11 protein-coding genes and 1 pseudogene are annotated in these 11,143 nt (G+C 69.2%); 8 read left to right on the top strand and 4 right to left on the bottom strand.

What is annotated here, in order from left to right:
• From G3N64_RS36090 to fghA, 3 genes are all read left to right on the top strand, one after another.
• A partial coding sequence (locus tag G3N64_RS36090; protein ID WP_241021384.1) for an FGGY-family carbohydrate kinase occupies positions 1-602 on the top strand: 602 nt, incomplete at its 5' end.
• Between the two features lie 274 nt (positions 603-876).
• On the top strand, positions 877-1,983 hold the full coding sequence (locus G3N64_RS36085; protein WP_011353045.1) for an S-(hydroxymethyl)glutathione dehydrogenase/class III alcohol dehydrogenase: 1,107 nt from the start codon (positions 877-879) through the stop codon (positions 1,981-1,983).
• A gap of 16 nt (positions 1,984-1,999) precedes the next feature.
• A complete protein-coding gene (fghA, locus tag G3N64_RS36080; protein ID WP_205788416.1) occupies positions 2,000-2,848 on the top strand; it encodes an S-formylglutathione hydrolase in 849 nt (282 codons plus the stop codon).
• Positions 2,849-2,963: 115 nt separating this feature from the next.
• On the opposite strand, the gene G3N64_RS36075 is transcribed toward fghA, so the two are convergent.
• The 4 genes from G3N64_RS36075 to G3N64_RS36060 are packed head-to-tail and all read right to left on the bottom strand — an operon-like array spanning position 2,964 to position 6,063.
• Positions 2,964-3,746 carry a metal ABC transporter permease gene (locus G3N64_RS36075; RefSeq protein ID WP_027789245.1) on the bottom strand — a complete coding sequence of 261 codons (783 nt, stop codon included), beginning with the start codon at positions 3,744-3,746 and terminating at the stop codon, positions 2,964-2,966.
• Positions 3,739-4,626, bottom strand: a complete 888-nt coding sequence (locus G3N64_RS36070; protein WP_205788415.1) for an ABC transporter ATP-binding protein — start codon at positions 4,624-4,626, stop codon at positions 3,739-3,741. Before G3N64_RS36070 ends, G3N64_RS36075 begins: the two co-directional genes overlap by 8 nt.
• Positions 4,627-4,640: 14 nt before the next feature.
• A complete protein-coding gene (locus G3N64_RS36065; RefSeq protein WP_205788414.1) occupies positions 4,641-5,555 on the bottom strand; it encodes a zinc ABC transporter substrate-binding protein in 915 nt (304 codons plus the stop codon).
• A 46-nt stretch (positions 5,556-5,601) separates the two neighbouring features.
• A complete protein-coding gene (locus G3N64_RS36060; protein WP_006483754.1) occupies positions 5,602-6,063 on the bottom strand; it encodes a Fur family transcriptional regulator in 462 nt (153 codons plus the stop codon).
• A gap of 329 nt (positions 6,064-6,392) precedes the next feature.
• Here G3N64_RS36060 and G3N64_RS36055 point away from each other — a divergent pair, with 329 nt between their 5' ends.
• The 5 genes and pseudogenes from G3N64_RS36055 to G3N64_RS36035 form a co-directional block, all read left to right on the top strand.
• A complete protein-coding gene (locus tag G3N64_RS36055) occupies positions 6,393-7,169 on the top strand; it encodes an L-iditol 2-dehydrogenase (RefSeq protein ID WP_205788413.1) in 777 nt (258 codons plus the stop codon).
• A 96-nt stretch (positions 7,170-7,265) separates the two neighbouring features.
• Entirely contained in the window at positions 7,266-8,222 is a 957-nt protein-coding gene (locus G3N64_RS36050; protein WP_205788412.1) for a sugar kinase, read from the top strand.
• Positions 8,210-9,562, top strand: coding sequence for a D-tagatose-bisphosphate aldolase, class II, non-catalytic subunit (locus G3N64_RS36045; RefSeq protein ID WP_205788411.1), 1,353 nt, complete (start codon positions 8,210-8,212; stop codon positions 9,560-9,562). The genes G3N64_RS36050 and G3N64_RS36045 overlap by 13 nt, the downstream gene beginning before the upstream one ends.
• A gap of 58 nt (positions 9,563-9,620) precedes the next feature.
• The gene (locus G3N64_RS36040; protein WP_205788410.1) at positions 9,621-10,946 is read left to right on the top strand and encodes a sugar ABC transporter substrate-binding protein; all 1,326 of its coding nucleotides are present in this window, start codon (positions 9,621-9,623) and stop codon (positions 10,944-10,946) included.
• Between the two features lie 99 nt (positions 10,947-11,045).
• A pseudogene (locus G3N64_RS36035) lies at positions 11,046-11,143 on the top strand (sugar ABC transporter permease); the annotation flags it as partial.

The raw sequence follows: 11,143 nt of genomic DNA, 5'->3' as shown, positions 1-11,143 counted from the left end.
ACACGATGGCCGCAATGCAGAACGTCGGGCTCGCGCTCGAAGCCGTACGTGGCTGGCTCGGCTACGCGCAGTGGGCCGATGCGTATGACGATGCGTTTGCCCAGGCTGCGTCGGAACGGCTGTGCTTCCTGCCGTATTTGACGGGCGAGCGTTCGCCGTGGATGAATCCCGATGCGCGCGGCGGCTGGCTCGGCCTCGGGCTCGGCGACACTCGCGGAGCGATGATGCGCGCCGCGTTCGAAGGCGTCGCGTTCGCGTTGCGCGCCGGGCTCGATGCGATCCGCGACGCCGATCGCAGCGACCCGGTGACGACGCTGCGTCTCGCGGGCGGCGGCTCGGTCGACCCGCGCTGGCGCCAGCTGCTTGCCGACGCGCTCGGCGCGTCGCTCCACGCGATCGATTGCCCGAACGCCGCGACGCGCGGTGCGGCGCTGCTCGCGGGCGTCGCGATCGGGCACTGGCGGGAAGACACGCTGCACGCGCTGGCGCCGGCCGCGTCGCCGGTTGCCGAGCCGCACGACGATCGCATGCTGGCCGCGCGCCACGCGCGTTTCGTCGATCTGTATGCACGTACGGATGCATGGTTCACGACGGGCGTTTAAACTCGAACACTTGTTCTTTTGCGTCAGCGATGACGCATCGTGGCAAGCCGGTGACCGTTTCCCGCACGCGATGCGCGGCCGGACCCGCCATCATGGCGAGCACGAGATTCTTTCGCCGTGCCGTGCGCGATGCCGCGCGGCGCGGTTTCGACAGCTTTGCATGGAACCCGGTGCGAAGCAGGGGACGGGCGTCCGTGCTCAGGCACCACGCCGGTCGACACGAGCGCTGACGCGCCAACCCGGGCCGACCTCACACACAGACAGGAGTCACACGATGAAGACGAAAGCAGCGATTGCATGGAAGGCGGGCGCGCCGCTGACGATCGAGGAAGTCGATCTGGAAGGGCCGCGCGCAGGCGAAGTGCTGATCGAGGTGAAGGCGACGGGCATCTGTCACACCGACTACTACACGCTGTCGGGTGCCGATCCGGAAGGGATCTTCCCAGCGATCCTCGGCCATGAAGGCGCGGGCGTCGTGGTCGACGTCGGCCCCGGCGTCGGCACCCTGCGCAAGGGCGACCACGTGATTCCGCTCTACACGCCGGAATGCCGCGAGTGCAAGTTCTGCCTGTCGCGCAAGACCAACCTGTGCCAGAAGATCCGCGCGACGCAGGGCAAGGGGCTGATGCCCGACGCGACGTCGCGCTTCTCGCTCGACGGCAAGCCGCTGTTCCACTACATGGGCACGTCCACGTTCTCGAACTACATCGTCGTGCCGGAGATCGCGGTCGCGAAGGTGCGCGAGGACGCGCCGTTCGACAAGATCTGCTACATCGGCTGCGGCGTGACGACGGGCGTCGGCGCGGTCGTGTACTCGGCGAAGGTCGAGGCCGGTGCGAACGTCGTCGTGTTCGGCCTCGGCGGCATCGGCCTGAACGTGATCCAGGGCGCGAAGATGGTCGGCGCGGACAAGATCATCGGTGTCGACATCAACCCGAAGCGCGTCGAACTCGCGAAGAAGTTCGGGATGACGCACTTCATCAACCCGAACGAAGTCGAGAACGTGGTCGACCACATCGTGCAACTGACCGACGGCGGTGCGGATTACTCGTTCGAATGCGTGGGCAACGTGAAGCTGATGCGCCAGGCGCTCGAGTGCACGCACAAGGGCTGGGGCCAGTCGTTCATCATCGGCGTGGCGGCAGCCGGCGAGGAAATCAGCACGCGTCCGTTCCAGCTCGTGACGGGCCGCGAATGGAAGGGCTCGGCATTCGGCGGCGCGCGCGGCCGCACCGACGTGCCGAAGATCGTCGACTGGTACATGGAAGGCAAGATCAACATCGACGACCTGATCACGCACACGCTGCCGCTCGAGCGGATCAACGAAGGCTTCGACCTGATGAAGGCCGGCGAGTCGATCCGCTCGGTCGTGCTGTACTGACCGGGAGCGCACCGCGATGCTCGAACTCGTTTCCTCGCATGCGTGCCACGGCGGCGAGCAGCGTTTCTACCGTCACGATTCGGCGGCCATCGGCCTGCCGATGAAGTTCTCGGTGTACCTGCCGCCGCAGGCTGCGCACGGCCGCGTGCCGGCGCTGTTCTATCTCGCGGGGCTCACGTGCACCGACGAGACGTTCGCGATCAAGGCCGGCGCGCAGCAATACGCGGCGCAGCACGGCATCGCGCTCGTGATGCCCGACACGAGCCCGCGCGGCGCGGGCGTGCCGGGCGAGACGGAAGCGTGGGACTTCGGCGTCGGCGCGGGCTTCTATGTCGATGCGACCGAAGCGCCGTGGTCCGCGCATTACCGGATGGAGTCGTACGTGACGGGCGAGCTGCGCGAGCGCGTCGCGGCCGAGTTGCCGATCGACGGCGCGCGGCTCGGGATCTTCGGTCACTCGATGGGCGGGCACGGTGCGCTGACGCTCGCGTTGCGCCATCCGGGCCTGTACCGGTCGGTGTCGGCGTTCGCGCCGATCGCCGCGCCGACGCGCTGCCCGTGGGGCGAGAAGGCGTTCTCGGGCTACCTCGGCGCCGATCGCGAAACGTGGAAGGCACACGACGCGAGCGAGCTCGTCGCGCGCGCCGATGCGCCGAAGTTCGCGGACGGCATCCTCGTCGATCAGGGCCTCGCCGATCAGTTCCTCGCGAACCAGCTCAACCCGGACGTGTTCGAAGCCGCCTGTGCGAAGGCCGGCCAGCCGCTGACGCTGCGCCGCCATCCGGGCTACGACCACGGCTACTACTTCATCTCGACGTTCATCGCCGATCACATCGCGCATCACGCGCGCGTGCTCGCACGATGAGCGGGAAGGGAAGCAGGTAACGCACACACGGCGCCGCACGATCGCGAGCGCACAAAAAAACGCCGGCGCTGCCCTCGGGCATGCCGGCGTTCTTGTTTTCGTCGCAGGGCCGCGATCAGTGGCGCCGCAACAGGCTCGCGCCGTACACGAGCGCCGACAGCGCGGTGATCCAGAAGCTCGTCGGCCAGTCGGTGTGATACGCGAGCACGATGCCGAGCCACGCTTCGAACAACGCGAACAGCGCGGCGAGCAGCACGCCGGTCGACAGCCGCGTCGTCACGTTCTGCGCGGCGGCAGCCGGCCCGACCAGCAGCGTGAACACCAGCAGCACGCCGACGATCTGCGTTGCTGCGGCCACCGCGAGTGCGCACACCGCGAGGAACAGCATCGATACCGTGCGCAGCGACACGCCCTTGGCTTCGGCCAGTTCGGGCTGCAGCGACGCGAACAGCAGCGGCCGCGCGATCAGTGCGAGCGCGAGCAGGCTCACCGCGCCGATGCCCGCGAGCACCGCGAGCGTGTCGTGGCTCACCGCGAGCACGTTGCCGAACAGCAGCGCGGTGACCTGCGTCGCGAACGACGTATAGAAATGCAGGAACAGCAGGCCGAAGCCGAGCGCGCCCGACAGGATCACGCCGATCGCGACGTCGCGGCCCGCGAGCTTCTCGCCGAGCGCGCCCATCCCGATCCCGGCCGCGAGCGTGAAGCCGACCATCCCCCAGATCGGCGAGATGCCGAGCAGCACCGCGCCCGTCGCGCCGGTGAAGCCGACGTGCGACAGCGCGTGGCCGGCGAAGGTCTGCCCGCGCAGCACCAGGAAGTAGCCGACGATGCCCGCGAGCACCGCGACGATCCCCGACGCCGCGAAGGCGTTGATCATGAAGTCGTATTCAAACATCGTGCGAATGCCCGGGATGAGCGTGTCCGTGGTGGTGATGGCCGTGGCCGCCGCCACCGCCGTGCGAGTGACCGTCGTCCTCGTGTTCGTGGTCGTGCTTCTCGATCTCGACGTCGCCCGACATCACGAAGATCTTGCCGTTCACGCGCATCACGTCGATCGGCGAACCATAGAGCCGCGACAGCACCGGCTTCGTGATCACCTCGTCGACGGTGCCGAGCGCCGCGACGCCGTTGCCGAGATACAGCACGCGATCGAGCGCGTTCAGCAGCGGATTCAGTTCGTGCGCGGAGAACAGCACGGTGATGCCGAGCTCGCGCTGCACGTTGCGCACGAGCTCGACGACGCCGCGCTGGTGGTTCGGGTCGAGGCTGATCAGCGGCTCGTCGAGCAGCAGCAGCTTCGGGCTGCCGAGCAGGCACTGCGCGAGCAGCAGGCGCTGCCGCTCGCCGCCGGACAGTTCCGACAGCGGCCGGCGCGCGAGCGTCGGGCCGCCGACGAGATCGAGCACGCGGTCGACGTCGCGGCGCGTCGCCGCGTTCGCGTGCGGCAGCCCCCAGCGGTGGCCGTCGGCGGCCATCGCGACGAAGTCGTAGCCGCGCATCCGGCGGTTCGCGAGGCCGCTGCGGATCTGCGGCATGTAGCCGATCGACGCGTTGCCACGCACGACCGGCACGCCGCCGACGGAGAGGGTGCCGGCCGACACGGGCACGAGGCCGAGCACCGCGCGCATCAGCGTGGTCTTGCCCGCGCCGTTCGGCCCGAGCACGCCGACGAATTCGCCGGGTTCGATCGAGAAGCTGACGTCGCGCAGGATCGTGCGCCCGCCCAGTTCGAGCGTGACGCGATCGACGGCGAGGGCGTGAGGAGTGTCGGTCATGTCGTTAGGGTCGCTTATTGCTTGCCGGCGGCCAGTGCGGCCGAGAGCGCGTCGAGCTGGCCGGCCATCCATTGCTGGAAGGTCTTGCCGGCCGGCTGCGTCTCGGTGACGCTGACGGTCGGCACGCCGCCGTCGCGCGCGAGCTTCAGCATGCGCTTGGTCATCGGTTCTTCGGCCTGGCTGTTGTAGATCAGCGCGCGCACCTGCTTCTTGCGCAGGTCGTTCTCGAATGCGGCGACGTCCTGCGCGCTCGCCTCGGTGTCGTTCATCGTCGCGAGCTGGAAGCGCTGGTTGCGCATGTCGAGGCCGATCGCGTCGGACATGTAGCCGAACACCGGCTCGGTGGCCGTGACCGGCAGCCCCTTGTACTGCGCGCGCAGCGCGGCGACCTTGTCGTCGACGGGCTTCAGCGACGCGACGAACTTCTGCAGGTTCGCATCGTATTCGGCCTTGTTCGCCGGGTCGGCGCGGCCGAGCTCGGCCGCGATCGCGTGCGCGGCGGCCGGCATCGTCGCCGGGTCGTACCACAGGTGCGGGTTGTCGCCGGCCTTCTTGCCGACCAGATCGGCGACGACGATCGTCGCGCGCTTCGCCTGCTTCGACGCGCCGAGCAGCTTGCCCATCCACGGATCGTAGTTGGCGCCGTTGTAGATCACGACCTGCGCGTGCTGGAGCGCGCGGGCCGTTTTCGGGCTCGCTTCGAACAGGTGCGGATCCTGGTCCGGATTGCTGAGGATGCTCGTCACCGCGACATGGCTGCCGCCGATCTGCGACGCGACGTCGCCGTAGAAATTCTCGGCGGCCACGACGTTGACGGTCGCGGCCTGCGCGAACGCAGGCGCCGCGAGCGACAGGGCGGCGGCAGCGGCGGTGAGCCAGCGGACAGGCGACAGGGCGCGCCGCGGCGCGCGCTTCAGGGCAATGGACATGAAACTCCTCGATGGAAGGCGCGGCACGGGCGCCGCGCGATGCGCGTCAGCGTTGTGCGGGCTTGCGCTTGCAGTGCCCGCACAGGCCGCTCAGCTCGACGACCTGGTGGTGGACTTCGAAACCGTGCGCGGGCTCGCTCGCGGACAACTGCTTCGCGAGGTCGCCGCCGGGAATCTCGACGGTGTCGCCGCACGAATCGCAGATCAGGAACTGGCCTTCGTGCGGCACGCCGATCTCGCAGCACGCGAAGAACGCGTTCTTCGATTCGATGCGGTGGATGAAGCCGTGCTCGACGAGGAAATCCAGCGCGCGATAGACGGTCGTGGGCGGCACGCGGCCGCGCTGCGGCTCGAGTTCGGCGAGCAGGTCGTACGCGCCGATCGGGCGCTGCGCAGCCAGCACGCGTTCGTAGACCTGGCGGCGCAGCGGCGTCCACGCGAGCCCGTGCTCGGCGGCGAATGCGTCGGCCCGGGACAGCCGGGCGTCGATGGGCGATGAGGTAGCCATGGCGTGAAGCAGGGCGATGAAACAAAGTACGGCGATGATATAACGTATCGCCGCGCCGTGCAGCGCGAATTCCTCTTTCCGTCGTCGCTCCGTCCCCTTCATCGCCGATCCGACCGCGGCGCACCGCGCGCGTCGCGCCTTGCCGGGCGTGCGTGGCGGGCCGCCGCGATGCGCCGTTGTGCCGCAGCGCATCATAGAAAGCCGTCACGTCGCCTTGACAGCGCGAATCGCGTAACCGATCATTCGATCACTAACAGAGCAATTGATCGGCTGGCGAGCGTTCGCTCACCTCGCAGCCGTCGTCAAGCAGAACGAACCGGAGACAGCCAGTGAGACTGGAAGACAAGGTCGCGATCCTGACGGGCGCCGCAAGCGGCATCGGCGAGGCGGTCGCGCAACGCTATCTGGACGAGGGCGCGCGTTGCGTGCTCGTCGACCTGAAGCCGGCGGGCGGCTCGCTCGCGCGGCTCATCGACGCGAATCCCGGCCGCGCGGCGGCCGTCACCGCGGACGTCACGCGCCGCGACGACATCGAGCGCATCGTCGCCACGGCGGTCGAGCGCTTCGGCGGCGTCGACATCCTGTTCAACAATGCGGCGCTGTTCGACATGCGCCCGATCCTCGACGAATCGTGGGACGTGTTCGACCGGCTCTTCTCGGTGAACGTGAAGGGGCTGTTCTTCCTGATGCAGGCCGTCGCACAGCGGATGGTCGAGCAGGGGCGCGGCGGCAAGATCGTCAACATGTCGTCGCAGGCCGGGCGTCGCGGCGAGGCACTCGTTTCGCACTACTGCGCGACCAAGGCCGCGGTGATCAGCTACACGCAGTCGGCCGCGCTTGCGCTCGCGCCGCACCGGATCAACGTGAACGGCATCGCGCCGGGCGTGGTCGATACGCCGATGTGGGAGCAGGTCGACGCGCTGTTCGCGCGCTACGAGAACCGGCCGCTCGGCGAGAAGAAGCGGCTCGTCGGCGAAGCCGTGCCGCTCGGCCGCATGGGCGTGCCGGGCGACCTGACGGGCGCCGCGCTGTTCCTCGCGTCGTCCGACGCCGACTACATCACCGCCCAGACGCTGAACGTCGACGGCGGCAACTGGATGAGCTGATATGGCGCCGCTCGCACGCGCCACCTGCCGGCCGGCCCAAGACGCAGCGGCATCGCCGCACGCCGCGGCCGTCGTCGAACGAGGAGGGCACGCCTGATGGCCGAGATCGTCGTCGCCGGCGAACTGCTCGCCGAATTCGTCGCCGCCGAGCGCGGCCAGGGTTTCGATACGCCGGGCCTGTTCGAGGGGCCGTTTCCGAGTGGCGCGCCGGCGATCTTCGCCGACCAGGCCGCGCGGCTCGGCGCAGGCGTCGCGTATGCGGGCTGCGTCGGCCGCGACGCGTTCGGCGATGCGATCGTCGCGCGACTCGAACGCGACGGTGTCGACGTCGCGCGCATCCGCCGCGTCGCCCGCCCGACCGGCACCGCGTTCGTCGCGTACCACGACGACGGTTCGCGCAGCTTCGTCTTTACGCTGTCCACCAGTGCGGCCGCGTGCGTCGATGCGTCCGACGTCGATACCGCGATGTTCGACGGCTGCCGCTACTTCCACGTGATGGGCTCGTCGCTGACGAGCGAATCGGCGATCGCGGCGGTGCAGCGCGGCGTGATCGAGGCCGCGCGCGCCGGCGCGAAGGTGTCGTTCGATCCGAACGTGCGGCCCGAAATGCTGAGCTTTCGCCCGATGCGGGCGGCACTCGACGCGATGCTCGCCGCGTGCCACCTGTTCCTGCCGAGCGAAGCCGACCTGCCGTTCTTCTGCGGGCCGCAGCCGGTCGAGCGCGCGATCGCGGGCCTGCTCGCGACGCATCCGCTGCTCGAGCGTGTCGTGCTGAAACGCGGCGCGCAAGGCAGCGTCGCATTCGACCGCGCGAACCGAGCCGAAGCGCCGGCGTTTCAGGTCGACGAAGTCGATCCGACCGGCGCCGGCGACTGCTTCGGCGGCACGCTGGTCGCGAGCCTCGTCGCGGGCGTGCCGATCGATGTCGCGCTGCGCCGCGCGAACGCGGCCGGGGCGATCGCGGTCACGCGGCGCGGCCCGATGGAGGGTAACAGCAGCGCGGCCGAGATCGACCGCTTCCTGACCGAACGAGGGATGGCATGTCCGGCCTGACGACCTTTGCCGAGCGTTCGCGCACCGCGCATGCGGACGCCGTGCTGCGGATGATCTTCGACGCGAACCGCGCGGACGCGCAGCGCGGCATCTATTCGATCTGCAGCGCGCACCGGCTCGTGCTGGAGGCCGCGTGCGAAGCGGCCCGCGCCGATGGTTCGCCGTTGCTGATCGAGGCGACCTGCAACCAGGTGAACCATCTCGGCGGCTATACGGGCATGACGCCCGCCGATTTCCGCCGCGACGTCGACGCGATCGCGCAGCGTTGCGGGCTTGCACCGTCGGCGCTCGTGCTCGGCGGCGACCACCTCGGCCCGAACCCGTGGCGGCATCGCCGCGCGGCCGACGCGATGCGAGAGGCCGATGCGATGGTCGCCGCGTACGTCGAAGCCGGTTTCGAAAAGATCCATCTCGATGCGAGCATGGCGTGCGCGGACGATCCGGTGCGGCTCGACGATCGCACGATCGCCGCGCGCGCGGCCGAACTGTGCCGCGCGGCAGAAGACGCGGCAGTGCGCGCCGGCATCGCGCCGGTCTACGTGATCGGCACCGAGGTGCCGACGCCGGGCGGCGAAGTCAGCGGCCGCGGCGGCGACGCGGCGATCGCACAGATCGCGGTCACGCGCAGCGACAGCATCGCGGCGACGCTCGATGCGCACCGCCACGCGTTCGCGGCGGCCGGGCTCGACGACGCGTGGACGCGCGTCGTCGCGATCGTCGCGCAGCCGGGCGTCGACTTCGACGACCGCCACGTGCTCGACTACGACAGCGCGAAGGCAGCGTCGCTCGGCGCGAGTATCCTGAAGACACCGCGCCTCGTGTTCGAGGCGCATTCGACCGACTACCAGACCGAAGGCGCGCTCGCCGCGCTCGTGCGCGACCACTTCGCGGTGCTGAAGGTCGGCCCCGCGCTGACGTTTGCGCTGCGCGAGGCGCTGTTCGCGCTGACCTTCATCGAGGACGCGCTGATCGGCGAGCTCGCGCAGCGCTCGCGGTTGCGCGATGTCGTCGATGCCGCGATGCGCGCGCAGCCCGAGCACTGGGCACCGTATTACCGCGGCGACGAGACCGAGCAGCGGCTCGCGCGCCAGTTCAGCTACAGCGACCGGATCCGCTACTACTGGCTGCAGCCGGCCGTCGCGGCCGCGGTCGAGCACCTGTTCGACAACCTCGCGCGGCAGCCGGTGCCGGAGACGCTGGTCGCGCAGTGGTTGCCGGACGTGTACGCGGCGTGCCGCGCGGGCGGGCTCGCGAAAGCGCCGCGCGCTTGGGTGCGCCACCGGATACGCGACGTGATCGCGCACTATGCGCGCGCGTGCGGAATGCAGCGGCCGGCATGACGGGCCGCGAAGGAAACGCAGTACCGACGACACTTCGAACAAACACAGGAGACATGCCATGCAACGAAAGATGCTCGACGCCGCCGCACGCTGCTTCGCCGGAGCCGCGCTCGCGACGGCGGCCTGCGCCGTGTCCGCCGGCACGCTGACGATCGCGACGCTGAACAATCCCGACATGATCGAGCTGAAGAAGCTGTCGCCGGCCTTCGAGAAGGCGAACCCGGACATCAAGCTGAACTGGGTGATCCTCGAGGAGAACGTGCTGCGCCAGCGCGCGACGACCGACATCACGACCGGCAGCGGCCAGTTCGACGTGATGGCGATCGGCACCTACGAGACGCCGCAGTGGGGCAAGCGCGGCTGGCTCGCGCCGATGACGGGCCTGCCCGCCGACTACGACCTGAACGACATCGTGAAGACCGCGCGCGACAGCCTGTCGTACAACGGCCAGCTGTACGCGCTGCCGTTCTACGTCGAGAGCTCGATGACGTTCTACCGCAAGGACCTGTTCGCGGCGAAGGGGCTGAAGATGCCTGACCAGCCGACCTACGACCAGATCGCCGAATTCGCGGACAAGCTCACCGACAAGGCGAAGGGCACCTACGGGATCTGCCTGCGCGGCAAGGCCGGCTGGGGCGAGAACATGGCGTACGTGTCGACGGTCGTGAACACGTTCGGCGGGCGCTGGTTCGACGAGAACTGGAATGCGCAGCTCACGTCGCCGGAATGGAAGAAGGCGATCACGTTCTACGTGAACCTGCTGAAGAAGGACGGCCCGCCGGGAGCGAGCTCGAACGGCTTCAACGAGAACCTGACCCTGACCGCATCGGGCAAGTGCGCGATGTGGATCGATGCGACGGTCGCGGCCGGCATGCTCTATAACAAACAGCAGTCGCAGGTGGCGGACAGGATCGGCTTCGCGGCCGCGCCGGTCGCCGCTACGCCGAAGGGCTCGCACTGGCTGTGGGCGTGGGCGCTGGCCGTGCCGAAGACGTCGAAGCAGCAGGACGCCGCGCGCAAGTTCATCGCGTGGGCAACGTCGAAGCAGTACATCGAGATGGTCGGCAAGGACGAGGGCTGGGCATCGGTGCCGCCGGGCACGCGCACGTCGACCTATCAGCGCCCCGAGTACAAGGCCGCCGCGCCGTTCTCGGACTTCGTGCTGAAGGCGATCGAGACGGCCGACCCGAACGATCCGTCGTTGAAGAAGGTGCCGTACACGGGTGTGCAGTACGTCGGGATTCCTGAATTCCAGTCGTTCGGCACGGTGGTCGGCCAGTCGATCGCGGGTGCGGTCGCGGGCCAGATGACGGTCGACCAGGCGCTCGCCGCGGGCCGAGCCGCCGCCGACCGCGCGGTACGCCAGGCCGGCTACAAGAAGTGATGCGGTCCGCACCGTGCGCGGTGGCGCACGGTGCATGTCGTCGAAGCTGAAAGGCGGGCAGGCTTTCGTGCCCGCGCATCAACCGGAGGGACCCCGATCATGCGTCACCTGCGTCTTCCCCTGAGCCATGCTCACGCGCCGTCGGTCGGCGACGCGTCGTCGCCGCCCGGCGCGCCGCGCCGCGCGCGCGGCGGCGC

Source organism: Burkholderia sp. Ac-20344, assembly GCF_017104975.1.
In the GTDB taxonomy this organism is placed as follows: Bacteria; Pseudomonadota; Gammaproteobacteria; order Burkholderiales; family Burkholderiaceae; genus Burkholderia.
The sequence above is the reverse complement of the archived record's forward strand: the minus strand, read 5'-3'. Positions and strand labels throughout refer to the sequence as shown.